The 18723-nt window shown below is 62.6% G+C and carries 18 protein-coding genes; 7 read left to right on the top strand and 11 right to left on the bottom strand.

All coding sequences use genetic code 11. The features are described from left to right. Nucleotides 1-2: 2 nt before the first annotated feature. The gene (locus ACIQLI_RS17180) at nt 3-1712 is read right to left on the bottom strand and encodes a GAF domain-containing sensor histidine kinase (protein ID WP_400390566.1); all 1710 of its coding nucleotides are present in this window, start codon (nt 1710-1712) and stop codon (nt 3-5) included. A gap of 153 nt (nt 1713-1865) precedes the next feature. Between ACIQLI_RS17180 and ACIQLI_RS17175 the strand changes: the two genes are divergently transcribed. From ACIQLI_RS17175 to ACIQLI_RS17160, 4 genes are read left to right on the top strand one after another with little or no spacing between them, the layout of a single operon-like run. Next, nucleotides 1866-2336, top strand: a complete 471-nt coding sequence (locus ACIQLI_RS17175; RefSeq protein ID WP_400390564.1) for a pyridoxamine 5'-phosphate oxidase family protein — start codon at nt 1866-1868, stop codon at nt 2334-2336. Beyond that, a complete protein-coding gene (locus tag ACIQLI_RS17170; protein ID WP_400390562.1) occupies nt 2333-2797 on the top strand; it encodes a pyridoxamine 5'-phosphate oxidase family protein in 465 nt (154 codons plus the stop codon). The genes ACIQLI_RS17175 and ACIQLI_RS17170 overlap by 4 nt, the downstream gene beginning before the upstream one ends. Before the next feature lie 49 nt (nt 2798-2846). Continuing rightward, complete coding sequence (locus ACIQLI_RS17165) at nt 2847-3083, top strand: hypothetical protein (protein WP_400390560.1); 237 nt, start codon at nt 2847-2849, stop codon at nt 3081-3083. Next, nucleotides 3080-5014, top strand: a complete 1935-nt coding sequence (locus ACIQLI_RS17160) for a heavy metal translocating P-type ATPase (RefSeq protein ID WP_400390558.1) — start codon at nt 3080-3082, stop codon at nt 5012-5014. The genes ACIQLI_RS17165 and ACIQLI_RS17160 overlap by 4 nt, the downstream gene beginning before the upstream one ends. On the opposite strand, the gene ACIQLI_RS17155 is transcribed toward ACIQLI_RS17160, so the two are convergent. Then, entirely contained in the window at nt 4953-5375 is a 423-nt protein-coding gene (locus ACIQLI_RS17155; protein WP_400390556.1) for a pyridoxamine 5'-phosphate oxidase family protein, read from the bottom strand. The genes ACIQLI_RS17160 and ACIQLI_RS17155 overlap by 62 nt on opposite strands. Before the next feature lie 262 nt (nt 5376-5637). Here ACIQLI_RS17155 and ACIQLI_RS17150 point away from each other — a divergent pair, with 262 nt between their 5' ends. Further along, the gene (locus tag ACIQLI_RS17150; RefSeq protein WP_400390554.1) at nt 5638-6144 is read left to right on the top strand and encodes a pyridoxamine 5'-phosphate oxidase family protein; all 507 of its coding nucleotides are present in this window, start codon (nt 5638-5640) and stop codon (nt 6142-6144) included. Here the strand turns inward: ACIQLI_RS17150 and ACIQLI_RS17145 are convergent. After that, nucleotides 6141-6935 (bottom strand): universal stress protein, encoded by a 795-nt coding sequence (locus ACIQLI_RS17145; RefSeq protein ID WP_400390693.1) that lies wholly within the window; start codon nt 6933-6935, stop codon nt 6141-6143. The genes ACIQLI_RS17150 and ACIQLI_RS17145 overlap by 4 nt on opposite strands. A gap of 169 nt (nt 6936-7104) precedes the next feature. Between ACIQLI_RS17145 and ACIQLI_RS17140 the strand changes: the two genes are divergently transcribed. Next, nucleotides 7105-8253: an acetate/propionate family kinase gene (locus ACIQLI_RS17140; RefSeq protein ID WP_400390552.1), complete on the top strand. Its 1149-nt coding sequence runs from the start codon at nt 7105-7107 to the stop codon at nt 8251-8253. 7 nt (nt 8254-8260) lie between these two features. Further along, nucleotides 8261-10678: a phosphoketolase gene (locus tag ACIQLI_RS17135; protein WP_400390550.1), complete on the top strand. Its 2418-nt coding sequence runs from the start codon at nt 8261-8263 to the stop codon at nt 10676-10678. Between the two features lie 323 nt (nt 10679-11001). On the opposite strand, the gene ACIQLI_RS17130 is transcribed toward ACIQLI_RS17135, so the two are convergent. The 8 genes from ACIQLI_RS17130 to ACIQLI_RS17095 form a co-directional block, all read right to left on the bottom strand. Then, the gene (locus tag ACIQLI_RS17130) at nt 11002-11625 is read right to left on the bottom strand and encodes a DUF305 domain-containing protein (protein WP_400390548.1); all 624 of its coding nucleotides are present in this window, start codon (nt 11623-11625) and stop codon (nt 11002-11004) included. Between the two features lie 148 nt (nt 11626-11773). Further along, nucleotides 11774-12265: a hypothetical protein gene (locus ACIQLI_RS17125; RefSeq protein ID WP_400390546.1), complete on the bottom strand. Its 492-nt coding sequence runs from the start codon at nt 12263-12265 to the stop codon at nt 11774-11776. A 100-nt stretch (nt 12266-12365) separates the two neighbouring features. After that, a complete protein-coding gene (locus ACIQLI_RS17120; RefSeq protein WP_400390544.1) occupies nt 12366-14501 on the bottom strand; it encodes a copper-translocating P-type ATPase in 2136 nt (711 codons plus the stop codon). A gap of 62 nt (nt 14502-14563) precedes the next feature. Next, on the bottom strand, nt 14564-14869 hold the full coding sequence (locus tag ACIQLI_RS17115) for a heavy-metal-associated domain-containing protein (protein ID WP_400390542.1): 306 nt from the start codon (nt 14867-14869) through the stop codon (nt 14564-14566). Nucleotides 14870-15046: 177 nt separating this feature from the next. Then, nucleotides 15047-16507: a multicopper oxidase family protein gene (locus ACIQLI_RS17110; RefSeq protein WP_400390540.1), complete on the bottom strand. Its 1461-nt coding sequence runs from the start codon at nt 16505-16507 to the stop codon at nt 15047-15049. Continuing rightward, nucleotides 16507-16776: an SHOCT domain-containing protein gene (locus ACIQLI_RS17105; RefSeq protein WP_400390691.1), complete on the bottom strand. Its 270-nt coding sequence runs from the start codon at nt 16774-16776 to the stop codon at nt 16507-16509. The genes ACIQLI_RS17110 and ACIQLI_RS17105 overlap by 1 nt, the downstream gene beginning before the upstream one ends. Nucleotides 16777-17089: 313 nt before the next feature. Next, nucleotides 17090-17662, bottom strand: coding sequence for a flavin reductase family protein (locus ACIQLI_RS17100; RefSeq protein ID WP_400390538.1), 573 nt, complete (start codon nt 17660-17662; stop codon nt 17090-17092). A gap of 2 nt (nt 17663-17664) precedes the next feature. Beyond that, the gene (locus ACIQLI_RS17095) at nt 17665-18711 is read right to left on the bottom strand and encodes a methionine synthase (RefSeq protein WP_400390536.1); all 1047 of its coding nucleotides are present in this window, start codon (nt 18709-18711) and stop codon (nt 17665-17667) included. Between the last annotated feature and the right edge of the window lie 12 nt (nt 18712-18723).

Below are 18723 nucleotides of genomic sequence, written 5' to 3'. Positions count from 1 at the left end.
GATCAGCTCAGCGGGGCAGACCATGTCAACGATGTCCCGTTTCCAGGCGCACTGGTGATCGTACTACTGCCGTTCATCTCCTTTGCGCGCAGAGCTATGTTGGCCAGGCCGTTTCCCGGGACAGGATCGACGAACCCGCATCCGTCGTCCACCACTTCCAGAGTCAGCTGTCCTTCGGCCACTGATACAGAAACGTTGATGGATTGGGCTCCTGAGTGGCGCACAGCATTGCTGAGGCCTTCAGATAAGACGGCCAGCAGGTGTTTGATGATGGCTTCGTCATCCACCGAGTCAACGGCGCCAGCCAGAGTCAGATGCGGCGCGAAGGCCAGGGACTTGGCACCAGCCTGGATCGACTGGAGGATGCGGCCGCTCAACGGCTCCCGCTCGCGGGTACTGGCCTGCAGCGAATAGATGGTGTTACGGAGATCGCGGATACTTGTGTCCAGCTCTTCCGTCACAGAGTCAATCCTGCTCAAGGCAGCCTCGCCGGTTGTGAAACGCCGGAGGCTTTGGATGCTCAGCCCAGCTGCAAACAGCCGTTGTATGACCAGGTCATGGAGATCCCTTGCGATCCTGTCCCTGTCGGAGAACACCACCACTTGTTCCCGGAGCCGGTGAATCCGTTCCAGCGCCAGCGCGAGGGCCACGTGAGAACCGAAGACCGCCCCCATCTCCACATCGGTCTTCGAAAAATTGCCCGTACCGGGATCGCGGGCAAGGACCAAGAGACCGTGATGGGCTCCTTGGGCGCTGAGGTCGATGATCAGCAGCCTGGCCGACACCCCTTCGATGGCGAGGCCGAGGAGATCCTTGGAATCATCAAGGCAAGTGGGCTTTCCGGTGCTTGCGACGCCCTGCACTTCCGTGGCTTCCATCGCCAATGACGCGCCGGCGAACTCAGCGGCACGGGCTCCAGCCGTGCCCGCCACGACGTACGGCTCATGTGGGGACGGAACCAGGATCAAGGCCAGATGGGAACCCGATTCCCGGAGTGCCCTCGCCGCGATCAGGTCCAAGGCCGAGTCCTCGGCCTGCCCCAGTTGGTCTGCGCCGAGCATTGTTCCCGTGACGTCCATGCAGGCTTCAAGCCAAGAGGAGCGGCGGCGGGCATCTTCATACAGCCGGGCGTTCTCGATTGCCACGCCGGCTGCCGCGGCCAACGCCACGGCAAGGTCCTCATCTTCCGGCGTAAAGTCTCCGCCGCCTTCTTTTTCGGTCAGGTAGAGGTTCCCGAACACCACATCCCTTACCCGTACCGGAACTCCGAGGAACGACTTCATGGGCGGGTGGTGCTGCGGGAATCCGTAGGCTCTCGGGTGCTGGCCGAGGTCGTGGAGGCGCAGCGGAGCCGGCTCTGTGATGAGCAGTCCGAGGACACCGTGTCCAGTAGGGAGTGGGCCGATGCGTTGGGCGAGCTCGCCGTCTATACCTACCGTAATGAAATGACTGAGAGCGTTGTCCTCGCCGATGACACCCAAGGCGCCATAGCGCGCCTGAAGCAGCCTGCATGCAGAGGTCACCACGCGGTCCAGCACCGCTTCCAGGCTCAGGTCTTCTGCCACTGCCACAACCGCTTCGAGTAAACCCCGTGTTCTTTCCTGCGCCTGGAGAAGCTCGCCGGCGCGGCCTACGAAGTCCTTCAGGAGGTCCTCAATCCGGATCCGCGGCGTAACGTTGGGCTGGGGCTCAGGTGCTTCTGAGTCGTTCACCAGTTCCTTTCGAAGACTGCTGGAAATCCTGTGAGGTGCCCGAACGGCGTCCTGTTGCCAGACTACTCTGGCGCCCGTCCGTCAGCCATGGACACTGTGCATGTGGGCCTTTGTGCCCTGTTGTCCCGGCGCCACCAGACCTACGGTCTAACCATGACGAACAAAGCCACGGTTCCGGAAGCCGAGATCCTGGACAACAACCAGTGTTGGGAACTGTTGCGCAGCGTCTCGGTGGGCCGCCTCGCAGTTTGGGCGCAGGACCATCCGGACATCTTTCCCATCAATTACAAAGCAGACCACGGCACGCTGGTCTTCCGCACTGGCGAGGGGAGTAAGCTCCACGCCGCCCTCAGTTCCACACCGGTGGCGCTGGAAGCTGACGGGGTAGACCCACAGGCGGGAGTCGCGTGGAGTGTGGTGGTCAAGGGAAAAGCAGAGAGCATTAAGCTGACCCAGGAAGTACTGGACACTGTCGGTCTGCTGCTGTTCCCGTGGCAGGCTGGGCGGAAGGATCATTTTGTCCGGATCGTTCCCACCTCGTTGTCCGGGCGCCGCTTCAAAGTGACACCCCCACTGACGTGGTGGAGTCCGCTCGACGACGCCACCAGGGCGGGTTTGGAATGAACACACGGCCAAGTGCCGCCGTCGAACGTCTGGCACCGGACGAATGCTGGGACCTGCTGGCGCAAACCAACGTAGGTCGCCTGGCCGTCCTGGTAGACGGACATCCCGATATATTTCCAGTGAACTATGTGCTTGATGGCGACAGCATCGTGTTCCGCACCGGGGCGGGCACCAAGTTTTGGAGCACGCTGACAACCCCTTGCGCTCTGGAAAGTGATGGCTACCGGGCTTTCAGCGGAAAGGCGTGGAGCGTGATTGTCCGAGGGCAGACGCACCTGATACTCGACCGGCAGGAAAGGTCCGACGTCGACGCCTTGGGCCTGGATCCCTGGCAACCAGGCGCCAAGGACTGCTACCTGAGGCTGACTCCGGAGGCGGTCACTGGGCGGCGGTTCAAGACCAAAAGGCCAGATCTCTGGGGGACCCCCTTGAACGACGCCCGCCTGAGCGATTTCCACTAGCACCCACGCCCGGTGTTTCAGCCTGGCATGACAAGGACGGAAATACACTATGAAGGCACTCGTCTACGGTGGCCCCGGCGAAAAGTCCTGGACAGACGCTCCGGATCCCGTCATCCTGCACCCCACCGACGCAATTGTGCCTTCGAAATCGGAGTCCAGGCCGGGCACGTGGCCCCGGAAGACGTCGTGGGCATCGTGGGGGCGGGATCCATTGGCCTGGCGGCCATGGAAGCCGTCGGTGTACCGGAGACCAGCCGAAACCCTCATGACTGACCAGCGGACATGACACAACGCCTGCTGCACTCGGCCTTGCGCTTTCCGCTAGTGACAGTAACCTTGGTGGTGCTCGCCACCGTCGCGGTCCTGACAGTCATCGGACTCATGCCGGCAGCCCAAGGGCTGGCGAGCATTTTTGCCCTTAGTGCTGCCCTCTACCGGGCCGGCACCATGATCAAAGGGCTCCTGCACGGACGCTGGGGTATAGACCTCCTGGCCGTGATGGCTATCTGCTCAACTGTTGCGGTGGGGGAATACCTGGCATCCCTGATCGTGGTGCTGATGCTGACTGGCGGCGAAGCGCTGGAACAATTTGCCCAAGGCCGCGCAACCAAGGAGCTCCGTGCACTCCTGGATCGGTCCCCACGGAACGCGCACCGGGAACGTCCCGGCCTGCCCGTGGAAGATATCCTGGTCGATGCCGTGATGCCGGGGGACGTGCTGCTGGTCAGGCCGTCAGAGTTGGTTCCGGTGGACGGTAGCTTGCTGTCCGACGTCGGAATCTTTGACGAGTCAGCGCTGACGGGCGAAAGCCTGCCTGCTGAGCGAACCAGGGGCGAACTGCTGCTCAGCGGTTCGATCAACGGGGCCGATGCCGTGCGTATGAAGGCCACGGCCACCGCAGCGGATTCCCAGTACAGCCAAATAGTTGCCTTGGTTCAGGAAGCTGCGGCAAGCCGCGCGCCGACAGTACGGCTTGCAGACAAGTACGCGGTGCCGTTCACCCTGGTGGCCTTGGTGCTGGCCGGTGCTGCGTGGTTCTTCAGCCAGGATCCAGGACGGTTCGCTGAAGTTCTGGTGGTAGCCACCCCATGCCCATTGCTGATTGCTGCACCTGTCGCGTTCCTTGCGGGGACCAGCAGGGCCGCACATGCCGGCATCATTATCAAAAACGCCGGGACGCTGGAGCAACTCAGCGGAGTCAAGACCGCCGTGTTCGACAAGACCGGGACCCTCACCCAAGGCAATCCTTCCCTGGCCGGAATCCGGGTGGCCCCGGCCTCAAATCTGTCCGAAGACGCACTGCTGCAGTTGGCCGCCTCCGCTGAGCAGTATTCCACCCACGTCCTGGCGGCTTCAGTCATGGCAGCAGCCCGAGCGCGCGGCCTGGCGCTGGTACCGGCAATGAGAGCGAGTGAACATGCAACCAACGGGGTCACGGCCGACTGCGGAAACCACCAAGTAGTCGTCGGAAAACCTGCTTACGTCGGTTCCCTGGTGAGCGGCTTCGACATGACGGCACTGCCCGGAGGCCATCTCGGGATTTACGTCGGGGTGGATGGTCGGTTTGCCGGCGCTCTGATCATGAGCGATCCATTGCGCCCAAATGCGAAGGACACCCTGACGGAACTTCGGAGGCTCGGGGTTGCGGAGACGATGCTCCTGACCGGAGACGCTGCAACGACAGCCCAACACATCGCCGCGGAGGCGGGTATCAGCAACGTCATTGCCGAATGCCTGCCTGCTGACAAAGTTACTGCCGTAGCCGCACTTCCGCGCAGGCCCGTGATGATGGTGGGCGACGGCGTCAACGACGCTCCGGTACTGGCAGCGGCCGACGTCGGCATAGCCATGGGTGCCAAAGGCGCCACTGCGGCCAGCGAGTCGGCGGACGTGGTGATTATGGTCGATGACCTGTCCAAGGCTGCGGTCGCGGTTGACATCGGGCAGCGGACCCTTCGAATCGCGCGGACCAGCATTTGGACTGGGATACTGCTGAGCCTGGGCCTGATGGTGATGGCCTCGCTTGGCATGATTCCGGCCGTCGCCGGAGCGCTGCTGCAGGAGCTGGTGGATCTTGCCACTATTCTCAATGCACTCAGGGCCTTGGGTCCTGGACGGTCTGTTGCATCAGTGCAGATTGCGGAGGGCCGTGGGGTCAATACCGCTCCGGCTCATCACCGAGTTCAAAGTGGCGGCCATGGACCCGGGTTGGAGTGATCTCCACGTAGGTGTACTTGCGCGTCGGAATCCACGGCTTCAGGGGCAGTTTGTCGGCCTCGTCGATCTCCGATTGTGACTCGATCACTCTGGCAGTCCCCTTGAGGACAACGCTCCAGGCTTCGGCGTCGACGATCTCCTCCACTTCGAAGGCGACCTTCTCATTGACGGTCAGCTCAGCGAGCTTTGTTCCCGGGTTCGTCCTCAGCAGCAGCCGCCGCTTGTGGGCGATGAAATTCAGGGGGTAGATGTCTGGCTCGCCCAGGACACTGACAGCCAAACGACCATGTTGGTTACGTTCCAGAACCTTCCATGAGTCGGCTTCGGATAGGACGGTTCCGGGGCGTTCGTCGGTTTCCATGGTCTATGTCTCCTGGGTGGGGTGGTGGCTGCTGGCGATTCGCCGCTTCGCCGTTGGTTTCGGTGCTCCCGAGCCTATGGCTGGCTCCCCGCCTCCAACAGAGTCCAAAGTCCCAAGGGCGAAGCAGCCACCATGACCTTCGACTCTGGTGATGAGGGCCAGCGGGGTGGAACACGCATAGCGCCTCAGCAGGGCCGAAGGTCACGGTCGGGAGGGACCTTCTGCCCTATAAGGGCGTAGCCGGACGGGATAGGCTCGGCCCATGGAGAACACATCGACGGATCAGGACACCAAAGAACTCAGCGTCCACGACTGCTGGAAGTACCTGCAGTCGGTGTCCATCGGCAGGATCGCCCTTATCAACGGCGAGGTACCGGAGATCTTTCCGGTGAACTTTGTTCCGAACTACGGGACCGTTCTTTTCAGGACCGGACCGGGGACCAAGCTCGACGTCCTTCGGGAAGGGACGGTCATTGCGCTGGAAGCCGATGGGTTCAACCGTTACGGAACCGTAGCCTGGAGTGTCATCCTCAAAGGAAGCCCGGAGTTCGTGACCCAGCCTGAAGACATCCAGGAGGCCGTGGAAGCCGGCCTTTCTCCTTGGCAGCCCGGCGCCAAGGACGTTCTGGTCAGGATCACGCCCACGGAGATCAGTGGTCGCCGGTTCGTCATTGCGCCTCCGTCGAAGTGGTGGCCGCCGCTGGATCCGACCGCCTCTGACGCGCACGACGACGAAACCCAGGACGTCCCGCCCGGCACCGCTGGCTAGGGACGGGTCAGGAGGGTGGGGCACTGCACATGCAGGAGCACATGCTGGGCAACGGAGCCCAACAGCACACTCAAACCTCCCCGCCCTTTGCAGCCCATGACCAGCAGCTGTGCTTCTCTTGCGGCAGCTATCAGCGCCTCTCCGGGGCTACGAGTGGTATCCAATACTTCCTTCACGACGACGGACGGGAACCTGTGGTTGATCTGCTGGACAGCCGCGCTCAGGACATACCCACCCTCGGCAAGCACACTCGCGGGACCTGTTGCATGGACAATGATCAATTCATCAGCCAAACGTTGAGCCTCCTTGGCCGCTTGGTCCAGGGCATCGAGTGACTCAGCGGAGCCGTCAACGCCAACCACTACGCCGGAACGCTGTTGAGGCGCAAGCGCCGGGACAACGGCGACATCGCCTTTGCTGGTCACAGCAACTTGGAAACTGACCGAACCGCGTCCCTGCCCTTCCGTGCCGGGTCCGCGGTCCGTGCCTACCACCACCATCGAGTAAGCCGGTGACACGGCAGCAATAGTTGCGGCAGGTTCGCCAGATAACCGCTGAGTCGTCATGCCCACGTTGGGGAAGGCTGCCGCCAGCCGTTGCGCTTCGCTGTTGAGAAGGTCCTCAGCGCGGCTTAGGGCCAGTTGATGGTCGTTCTCCCGGGGGTAAGCCCACTCCCCGGGGACCACGTGGACCAGGGTGAGGCCAAGATCAAGGGAACCCGCGCGGGCCGCAGCCCAGTCAGCCACAGGTGAGCCCGCCCGTGAGCCGTCAAGGGCAACCAGAATCTGCATCTTCACGAACCGACGTTCCCTTCGGATTGCCAACGGTAGTGGTCTCCACTATCGGCGGGACGGCCCGCCGTCGCAAGGGCCGTAAGGCCCTCCCACTGAACGGCTCAGTGCATTAGGGTCCAGAGGAGAGGCCTCGACCGTAGCCTTCCCGCGGAAGTGAGAGGAGAACATGCGTGTTCTTGTGCTGAATCCCGGGTCCTCATCGCTGAAATACCACCTGCGTGACACAGCAGCTACCAACCCGGCTGCTGGCATTCTCGCGTCCGGACAGGTTGACTGGCCACCGGACGAGCGTTCCAGCGCGACCCGCCTGCACGCTGGCTTTGAAGAGCTGAATGACACCGTGAAGCGCCTCGGTGCCGTGCATCCGGAGGCTATTGGACACCGCGTCGTCCACGGCGGCGTGCGGTTCCGCACCCCGGTTCGTGTCACGGCGGACGTGATAGCCGCCATTGAAGAACTAAGTCCCATGGCGCCGCTCCACAACCCGGCCAGTGTTGCCTGCATTGACGCCGCGGGCAAACACTGGCCCGCCCTCCCACAAGTGGCCGTCTTTGACACGGCGTTCCACCGCTCCATTCCCGACTTCGCCGCCCGCTATGCCATTCCGGAGGACGCCTACCGGGTTCATCCAATAAGGCGCTATGGCTTTCACGGTATCTCGGTGGAGATGGCCTGCCATGACACAGCAGAGTTTCTCGACGTCGCGCCTTTGAATGCGATAGTGGCCCACGTGGGCAACGGTGCCTCCGTCACCGCTGTCAAGAACGGGCTCAGCGTGGACACCTCCATGGGAATGACCCCGTTGGAAGGGCTTGTTATGGGCACACGCTCCGGAGATCTGGACCCGTCCGTGGTCCTACTGCTGCAGCAAGAAGGCGCAACTGCCGACGAGGTTTACCAGCTTCTGAACCACCGCTCTGGCCTGTTAGCTCTGGCAGGAACCGCTGACATGCGTGAAGTTGGCGTAGCTGCCCGCCACGGAGAACCAGGTGCGATCCTCGCTTTGGAGATGGCCGCCTACCGTCTCGCCAAGTACATAGCGGCCTACTCCATGGTGGTTGGCCGGCCTGACGCACTGGTGTTCACCGGCGGCGTGGGTGAGAACTCTGCGCTGTTCAGGGCCAAGGTGGTCTCCTGGTTGGGACCGCTGGGGCTTGGCCTTGATGAGGACCTGAATACGTCCGCCCAGGAAGGCATCCGCAAAATCAGCACCGCCGACTCCGCCTTTCCTGTGCTGGTAGTGCCCAGCGACGAAGAACGCGCCATTGCAGAATCGACGGCGGCCTTGCTCGCCATGCCCCCTATGGAAGGTTGATCCCACCATGAGCCTGCACGAGAACGCCACCGCTACCGACACTGAACCGGAAGTTGAGAACTTTGACCTCCTGCACCGGTATTGGTCCGCGGCCAACTACCTGACAGTTGCCCAGATCTATCTACAGGAGAACCCGCTTCTCCGGGAGCCGCTGCGAGCAGAGCACATCAAACCCAGGCTTCTGGGTCATTGGGGCACGAGCCCCGGATTGTCCCTGATCTATGCACACCTCAACCGCCTCATTCGTCGCACGAGTGCGGAAGTTCTGTTCGTCACCGGTCCCGGCCACGGAGGTCCCGCCGTCGTCGCCAATACCTATCTGGAAGGCAGCTACTCCGAGATTTACCCAGCCGTTGGCCAAGAGCTGAAAGGGCTTCGGAGACTGGTCCGGCAGTTTTCGACGCCGGGAGGCATCGCCAGCCACGTCGGCCCGGCCACGCCCGGCTCCATCCATGAGGGCGGCGAACTGGGCTACTCCCTCATGCATGCCACCGGCGCGGCCATGGACAATCCGGACCTGATCGTTGCCTGCGTCGTCGGTGATGGAGAGGCAGAAACCGGTCCCCTCGAAGGCTCATGGAAGGCACCCTCGTTCATCAACCCACAAAGGGACGGGGCAGTACTTCCCATCCTCCACCTCAACGGGCATAAGATCTCCGGCCCCACCGTGCTGGGCAGACGATCGAACGCTGACGTGGCGTCATTGCTCGAAGCACACGGCTGGGATCCCATCATCGTCTCCGGCGACAACCCCGCCATCGTCCACCCTGCCCTCGCTTCAGCGCTGGACTCGGCCTACGCCTCCATCCGCGCCATCCAGTCCCACGCCCGCATAGAGGGAGTCACAGGACCCGCACGATGGCCCGCCATCATCCTGCGCACCCCCAAAGGATGGACAGGACCGGTGACAGTAGACGGACAACCCGTAGAAGGAACCCACCGCTCCCACCAAGTCCCACTCGCCGGAGTCAAGGAAAACCCCGAGCACCTGAAGCAACTCGAAACGTGGATGCGTTCCTACCGGCCGGAAGAACTCTTCGACGCCGACGGGCGCCTTATCCCCGAACTCGCACAGCTCGCCCCGGACGGCGATTTACGCATGGGCGCACTGCCCGCCAGCCGCGGATGGGGAAGCCGCGACCTGGCCATACCCTCGCTCGATCGATACGCACTCGAAGCTCTTCCCCGCGGAGGCGTGATGCACCAGAGCACCAAACCGTTAGGGGAAATGCTCCGGGATATCTACCTCGACACTGCCGACGACCCCAGGTTCCGCCTCTTCTGCCCAGACGAAACCAACAGCAACAGACTCGGAGCAGTCTTTGAAGCCACCGACAGATGCCTCCTCGAACCAGCCGCGACTCCCGAAGCCGCGCTCGCGGACGATCATGTTTCCGCCGGCGGACGCGTGATGGAAGTCCTGTCCGAACATTTGTGTCAAGGGTGGCTGGAAGGATACGCGCTGACGGGCCGCCACGGCCTGTTCGCGAGCTACGAGGCATTTGCAATGGTGAGTGCATCCATGACCATTCAGCACGCCAAATGGCTGCAGCACGCAAGGGACCTGGACTGGCGGCAGCCCGTGCCGAGCCTGAACATCCTTCTGACCTCTACGTGTTGGCGCAATGATCATAATGGGTTCAGCCATCAAGGGCCTGGTCTCATCGATACGGTTCTGTCTCTGTCCAGCACCGTCATCCGTGTCTACTTCCCTCCTGATGCAAACACGTTGCTGGTCACCGCGGAACATATGCTGCACAGCAAGGACTACGTGAATCTGGTGGTGATAGATAAGCAGGAACATCCGCAATACCTGACTCTCGACGAGGCACGCGAGCATGCAGCCGTGGGCGCATCCACCTGGGATTGGGCGGGAAATGAGAATCCCGGAACCTCAGCTCGCAAGGCACCGGACATTGTCCTTGCATGTGCCGGAGATGTACCTACTCAGGAGACTTTGGCGGCTGCATGGCTCCTTAAGAAGCACGTCCCGGACTTATCCGTCCGAGTGGTCAACGTCATGGACGCCATGGTCTTGCCACCTCCAGACACGCATCCACATGGCTTGGCGGGCGACAAGTTCCAAGAACTCTTCACGGCCGACGTGGACGTGGTGATGGCGTGGCATGGATACGCAAGGGCCCTGCACCAACTCCTGCACGGCCGCCCGCATCCCGAGCGGTTCCATGTTCGCGGTTACAACGAGCAAGGCACCACCACCACACCGTTCGACATGGTGGTCCTGAACAAGGTCAGCCGGTACCACCTGGTGATGGAAGCACTGCGACGGGCTCGTGGGCAATTTGCGGGGGCAGACCGACTGCTGCAGCATTGCCGGACGCAGTTGGACGCCCATTACCGCTACATCCGGGAGCACTTCGAGGACCTCCCCGAAATCAGGGACTGGGTGTGGGCGCAGCAGTAATAGGCTTCCAACACAGGTCGAGTGTTCATAGTCTGTGCTCATGAGTGAGCGGGGGAGTACCTGGCACGGTCAGCACCAGGCCGGCCTGAGCAGGGGAGAACGTGCAGCCGACTACCTCCGCAATGGCATGGACAGTTGGTCTTTGTTGGATCTTTCATCCTGCTGAATCCCTTCCTGTCCATGTTGGTGCCACCGATCTTGGTAGCGGGCTGTTTTGTGACGTCGAAGAGCCCGTCGTGGGGTGGCCAGCAGTACTTGGCGGGTGTCGGGGTTCAAGGTCAAACCGTGGACTTTTTGAGGAGGCCCGGCGCCACGGTGGCTGGCTAAAAGCTGGCCAGCAGTGTCTGCATTTCCTTGATCTCCGCCTCCTGGGCGCTGGTGATGTCCTTGCTCAGTTGGACAGCTGCGGGGTCTTTGCCGTCCGTGGTCTCGGTCCTGGCCATGGTCACGGCGCCCTCGTGGTGGACGATCATTTGGGTCAGGAACAGTTTCGCGGCGTCCACGCCTTGGGCGGCTTCCAGCTTGGTTATGTCTTTGGCGCCCATCATGCCGTCCATGCTGTGCCCGGTGGGCATCTGCGTAGATTCGCCCCAACTCTGCAACCAGCCGGTCATCTTCTCGATTTCCGGTCCCTGCGCGTCTTTGATACGGGTAGCCAGGGCGGTGACCTCGGCGGGGATATTCGGCTTCTTGAGGATCATGTCGCTCATCTCCAAGGCTTGGGCGTGGTGCGGGATCATCATCTGGGCGAACATTACGTCCGCAGAGTTGTGGGCAGCAGCGTTCGCGAACGGGGTTGACGGGTTGGACGTGCTGTTGCCGTGGTCCATACCCGGCATGGAGGTCGCGGAGGAACCGGAACCGCTGGCGGAACCACAGCCCGCGAGGGCGATCACGGCGGCGACGGCAGTACCTGCAAGGGGTAAAAACTTCTTCGTGTTCATCATGATCAGGTCCTTCAAAGTGGTTTTCAGGGACGCAAAGGCGTCCACAAAAAAGAGGGGGTGGGGAAGCCATCAAAGACGCGCCGGAAGGACAAATTCGCTTCCGGTCGCAAGAAATGTTGCCGGCTTCAAGCCGGGCGGTTTAGGGCGTCTATGTTCTGCTGATCGAGAGTTCGCCCGGTGAAGGACTGCCGGGACGGTAGGGCCACTGGTTCCAGACCATGGCGGTGGACGTTTGCGACGGGGCCGAAACAGACGGCGTTTCGGCGGGTACCGGCGCAGCCAGAACACCGGCCGCCGCCGAGGGGATACAGGTCGCGCTCATGGAGTGCTCACTGGAGCAGTTCCCTGAACAAGAGCACTGGGCCGGAGAGGCTGCGCCATTGGAAGCGGACAGCTCCTGCAGGGAACTGGGCCCGGATGATGAGGACTGATGGCCTGCATGGCCGGACGGGCTTCCGGACATGGCCGGAGCCGACGCGGTCAGGGCCGCCAGGTCTCCGGGAACCGTCGCGCTCGAGTGCGCTGAGTGGGTGCCGGCCATGACGTGCATGCCAAGGATTCCGGTGATGAGGGCCTGGACCACGGCCAGCAGTACCGCCGTGAGCAGGGCGGAACCGGCGATGGTCCGTCGTGCGGCCATACTGGTGCTCCTCCCTGCGTACTGGTTCTTTCAAGGCTACCGGCACCAACGCCTGGGTCCGTGTGGGACGGAGCACGTCGGTGCCGGTGGCGCTAAGTGGTCAACGAACCTGCGAGGGGTTCAGTTTCACCCGCCTGAGCAGCTGGGCGTTGAGGGCGACCACGATCGTGGACACCGACATCAGCACCGCCCCGGCTGCGGGGGAGAGCACGATCCCGGCGAAAGCCAGGACGCCGGCGGCCAGCGGGACGGCGATGATGTTGTATCCGGTGGCCCACACCAGGTTCTGCCACATTTTGGTGTAGCTCGCCCGGGACAGATCCACCATGGACAGAACGGCCCGGGGGTCGTTGCCGGCCAAGATGACTCCGGCCGATTCCATGGCCACGTCAGTGCCGGCGCCGATCGCGATGCCTACTTCGGCCCGGGCCAGCGCCGGGGAGTCGTTGACACCGTCGCCGACCATGGCCACTTTCAGGCCGCGGGCCTGCAACTGGGCTACCTTCTTGTCCTTATCGGCAGGAAGCACCTCGGCGAAGACCTCATCGATGTTCAGTTCCGCGCCCACCGCCGTCGCGACCTGCTGCGCGTCGCCGGTGATCATGGCAACCTTGATACCCCTGCTTTGCAGTGCGGCCACAGCCTGCCGGGATTCGGGACGGATCGCGTCCTCAAGACTGACCGCCCCCAATATCCGGTCCCCGTCAATGACGTGCAACACGACCGCGCCACGGCCCATCCACTGACGTGTTGAACCGGCCAACGGCTCCGGTTCGCTCAGCTCCAGTTCGCGCAGCAGCGCCGGGCCGCCGACTTGGACGACGCGTCCATTGATCGTGGCGCGCACGCCCCGGCCGGTCATGGACGAGAAGCCCGTGGCGTGCGGGAGGTCCAGGTCCTTGCTCCGGGCAGCGCGGACGATGGCCCGCGCCACGGGGTGTTCGCTGTCGGACTCAACTGCCGCTGCCAAGGCCAGCAGTTCATCGACGGCACCGCCGTTGACGGTAGCCGTGTCCCTGACGTCTGGCTCGCCCTTGGTCAGCGTGCCGGTCTTGTCGAACAGAACGACGTCGACGGTGCGCATCCGCTCCAAGGCCATCCGGTTCTTGATCAGCACCCCGGCCCGGGCGGCCTGTTCAGTGGAGATCGCGATCACCAGTGGAATGGCCAGGCCGAGCGCGTGCGGGCAGGCGATCACGAGCACAGTCACGGTGCGAGTGACCGCTTCGGGCAGGCTTCCGAGCAGGATCCACGCGATGAAGGTGATCACGGCGGCGATGGTGGCGAAGTAGAACAAGAACGCCGCTGCCCGGTCCGCGAGGGCCTGGGCTTTCGAGGACGAGGCCTGGGCTTCGGCGACCAGTCGCTGGATGCCGGCCAATGCCGTGTCGTCCCCGATGGCCGTCACGGTGACTCGGACGGTGTTGTCGGTGGCCACGGTCCCGGCCACAACCGGATCGCCCACGGAGCGCGGTACTGTTTTGGATTCACCGGTGATCATGGATTCATCGAACTCGGCTTGTCCGTCAACGATTGTCCCGTCGGCGGGCATCCGGGCCCCGGACCGGACCAGAACAACGTCCCCTTGTGTCAGGTCTGACACCGGGACGGTTTCGACGCCGGCGTCGGTGACGCGTTCGGCTTCGTCCGGGAGCAGTGCCGCCAAAGCATCCAGAGCGCCCCGGGCGGAGCCGAGGGCTCGCATTTCGATCCAGTGGCCCAACAGCATGATGGCAACCAGCAGAGCCAGTTCCCACCAGAAGTCCAGATCGAAGTTTCCGATCCGCAAGCTGGTGGCCCAAGACGCGGCGAACGCGACGGTGATGGCCATCGCGATTAGCAGCATCATCCCCGGCTGCCGGTTCTTCAGTTCGTTGATACCGCCCTTGAGGAACGGCATGCCCCCATAGATGAAGATCACGGTGCCCAGGATGGGCGGGATCCAGGTCGAGCCAGGGAACTGTGGGGGCACGTACCCCAGCAGATGCCCGAACATCGGGCTGAAATATACGACGGGGACCGACAAGGCCAGCGTCAGCCAGAACCTGTCTTTGAACATCGCGGTGCTGTGCCCGGCATGCTGGCCATGGCTATGCACCGCGTGATCATCGGAATCGTGCCCGTGATGGTGATCCGGTGAGGCTGCGCTGGTTACTTGGTGCGCGTCGGCGGGATCTGGTCCGGCCTCGCCTACCGGGCCGGCATGTTGAGTTTGGTGATGGGAGTGCTCTGTCATGGTGTGCTCCTCCAATGACGGCCACGCAGCACGGATAGGCGCGCAGGACCGTGATGTCTGGACTAGCTGTTGGCCAGGCTGTATCCGGCCGAGGTGACGGCGTCCTTGACCGCAGACGGTTCTGCGGATCCGGTGATGACCAGGCGGGAAACCCCGCCCGGAACAAGGTCAACAGTTGCGGAATCGACGCCTTCGACGGTGGAGACCGAACGCTGAACGCTGGCCACGCAGCCTCCACAGGTCAGTCCTTCGACGCCATACTCAACGCCCGCTTCTGTGGACGAAGCGGAGGGGGCTTCTGTGGAGCAGCAACCGCAGCCCGACGACGATGCGGTCAAGGACAGTTCGGTACGTGGTGGTGTTTGCATGTCAGTTCCATTCATTGCAGAAGATGCGATGGGTGCTGTGGTTGAACGGCTGTAAAGAGGAGCCATAAGCTCTCCGCGACACGCCTCTCACTGACAACATCATCAATATACCCCTGGGGGGTATGAAGGACAAGTGCTGATTTCTCACCGGATGGTTCGAGATTTCCGAAGCGATATTCAACGGACCTCGATGGCGCCCATCATGCCGAGGTCTTCGTGATCCACGATGTGGCAGTGATAGACGGAGCGTCCGCTGAAGTCCTTGAAGGCGATTCTGACCTTTACATGCCCGTTCGCGGGTACGTTCACCACGTCCTGCCAGATGACCTGGTCGTAGTCGTGGCCGTTCTCCCCGATGATTTGCATTGGCCAGATATGGAGGTGGAACGGATGATCCATGGGGCCGGCGTTGGTCAGCGTCCACTCCTCCACATCCCCGGCCGATACCGTCGTGTCTGTTCGGGTTTTGTCGAAATTCTTGCCGTTGATCGTGAAACTCATGCTGCCCCCGCCCATGTTCATGCCGGTAGCCAGGATGATCTGCCGGCGAGCAGCTACGGGCGCTGCCCGTAAGTCTCCGGGCACTTTTTGGGTGGGCACTGACGGGAGGGAAGCGACCGGTTCGCCGGACACATGAAGAGTGGCCAGTGCGGTACCGTCCGACTGGTCTGCGGGGCTCCGTGTTCCGCGCCCCGGTCTTATCATTCGCTCCATGGTTCCCCGGTCCTGATAGAACGCGCGGAGGACGGAGCCGCCGGTTGCTGTGGTCACGAGAAGGTCTGCCCGGTTTCCGGGAGTGAGTAGAAGTTCAGCCAGTGTCTTCGGTGTCGGGAAGCGGCCGGAGTCCACGCCAATGAGCTGCAACTGCTGACCGTCGAGCCGTAGCCGGAGGTAGCGGGCAACGCATGCGTTGATGATGCGCCACCTTTCGCGCTGCCCGGGGCGGGCACTGAATTGCGGATTGCTTTGACCGTTGACCAGGATCAGGTCACCCTCCCGGCCCATCATTCGCTCCATTTCCGGGATCGCAGCGATATTGCCCAGGCCGTCCAGAGTGGTGTCCGAAATGACCAGCACCCGCTCCACACTTGACTCGATCGGCGCGAGGTCCTCGACAATGATGGCTCCAAAGAGGCCCGCGAAGATCTGATCGGCGACCATGCCGTGATGGTGGGGGTGGTACCAGTACACGCCCGAGGGGTGATCCACGGGAAGTTTGTATTCGTAGTCGAAGGTTTCACCGGGGTCCACCGAGACGAATACATTGTCTCCGTTGCCTTCCGGGGAGACGTGGAGTCCGTGCACGTGAAGGTTAGTGGCCTGGGCCAGGTTGTTGACCAGCCCGATCCTCAGGACATCGCCCGGCTGTACCCGAAGCGTTGGGCCGGGGATGCCGCCGTTATAGCCAAGGGCTGCGACCTGCTGGCCGGCAAGCAGAATTTTTCCGGGTGCGGCTTCGAGCCGCACCTGCAGCTGGCCATTTGCACTCCGTTCCTCCGGAGGTTGGGTCAGCTCACGTCCCGTAACGGGATTCTGCCGCGAGGTCAGGGCCCAGACCAGCCCGGCACCACCGGCTGCTGTACCTGCAACGCCGAACCCGCCCAGAAACAGAACCTGGCGACGGCTGATGGCTCGCACTATCGGTCCTCACCGAGCACATTGAGGTACTCGCGGTACTGGTCTGCCGTGAGTTCCCCCTTCGCAAATCGCTCATCGAGGATCTGGCGAGCCCTGCTCCCTTTAACCAGTGGCGGGTCGCCTGGCCCCTGTGGGCCTGTAGGCACGTAACCGCCACGGCCGCCGCCTAAGACCCTTATTGCCAGAAGTGCAAGCAAAGCGATGCCGACAACTAGCAGAGGAACCCAAAGCCACATCCACACCATGCCTTGTCCATAACCCCACATCATGATCGGCACCTTTCCCTCCTGGGATTTACTCCCAGTCTTAGCCCGAACCCGAGCCACAAATAGAGTCCGAGGTCCCTGTCCTGCGCTGCTTCGGAATCCTGTTCACCGGCAAAACGGAGTTCGCGGTACGGGTTGTCTGCCAGGATCATGACGCCGTAGTGCTCGGCCAGCCGGACCAGTTCCTTCCAAGGGGGGCATCCGAGCCGTTCAGGAAGTCGATGGACGCTCCGTTGTTAACGAGGACGACGGCGGGAGTTTTCCTCCCGCCGTCGTGCGCTGTTCAGCTTGGCGCCCCGCGTTGTTGGCGCGGCGCTTAGCCGTCAAGCTTGGAATGGTCGCCAAGACGGTGCCATGAACGGTTGTGGTAGACCAGAGCGTCGCCGGGTTCTCCCGCTGGGACCTCACGCATCACGCGGGACTCCAGGGCGTGAACGGCGACGATAGTGGAGGTCCCCACCTCCATGCGATTAATGACGGCGCAGCGCACCCAGGCGCGGACATCGTCATACACCGCTTCGCCGGTTGCCAGGGCCGACCAGCGGTGCGTTTGGTTGAAGCGGTCGGCGCCGGGGGTCGCTCCAAACTTCGCCAAGTCGACGTCGTGCGCGTCCAGCAGGTGCACGACGACGGTGTCGGCGCGCGAAAGGACCTCCGACGCAGAGGACAATGCCGACACCGAGAAAATCAGCAACGGAGGTTCCGCACTCACTGACACCACCGACGATACCGTCAGTGCCACCGGCCCTTCGCCGGCATCCGCCGTGATGACGGCGACACCACCTGGGTGGCCACGAAACAGTGCTTTGAATTCGTCGGCCGAGAGGGAGGACGGGAAGCTCTGGTTCGGAGCCCCGAGCCAAGTGTCTGGGGGGTAGGCGTGAAACATCGTTATGACACCCTGGTGGTGGAGCGGGCGAGTTCCTCGCGAACGATGTCCGTCCCTGCGCTGAGGGCACTGAGTTTGGCCAGTGCGACGTCCCGGGGGAACGGGGCCATGCCGCAGTTGGAGCTGGCGATGAGCTTGTCCGCATCGACGAACTGCAGGGCCTTGCGGAGGGTGTTGGCGACGTCCTCCGGGGTCTCGATGGTCTCGCTTGCGACGTCGATTGCCCCGAGCATGACTTTCTTGCCGCGGAGGAGCTCGATGAGGTCCATGGGCACGTGGGAGTTCTGGGATTCCAGCGAGATGATGTCGATGCTGGAGCTCTGAAGCAGCGGGAACGTTTCCTCGTACTGCCGCCACTGCGACCCGAGCGTCGCCTTCCAGTCATTATTCGCCTTGATCCCATAGCCGTAGCAGATATGCACAGCGGTCTCCGCACGCAGCCCCTCTGCCGCTCTCTCAAGCGCAGCCACGCCCCAGTCCTTGACCTCATCGAGGAAGACATTGAACGCGGGCTCGTCGAACTGGATGATGTCCACGCCGGCCGCCTCCAGCTCTTTCGCTTCCTGGTTCAGGATCGCAGCGAACTCCCAGGCCAGCTTCTCGCGGCTCTTGTAGTGGTCATCGAAGAGCGTGTCCACCATGGTCATGGGACCGGGAAGAGTCCATTTGATCGGCCGGTCGGTGGTTGCGCGGAGGAACTTCGCGTCCTCGACGAACACCGGCCGCTCGCGGCGCACCGGCCCGACGACGGTCGGCACGCTCGCGTCGTAGCGATCGCGGATGCGCACGGTCTTGCGCTGTTCAAAGTCGACCCCGCTGAGATGTTCGATGAAGGTCGTGACGAAGTGCTGGCGGGTTTGCTCGCCGTCGCTGACGATGTCGATGCCGCGTCGGCTCTGCTCGTGGATTGCAATGCGCAGCGCATCCTGCTTGCCCTCGAGCAGCGCATCTCCCTCCAGCTTCCAGGGAGACCACAGGGTCTCCGGCTGTGCGAGCCACGATGGTTTGGGCAGGCTTCCAACAACGGTGGTGGGCAAAAGTGTGTTCATGATTGACGATTC

This window comes from Paenarthrobacter sp. NPDC091669, assembly GCF_044756725.1.
Taxonomy (GTDB): Bacteria; Actinomycetota; Actinomycetes; order Actinomycetales; family Micrococcaceae; genus Arthrobacter; species Arthrobacter bambusae_C.
Note: the sequence above shows the minus strand (reverse complement) of the source record. Positions and strands in the feature narration are given on the sequence as shown.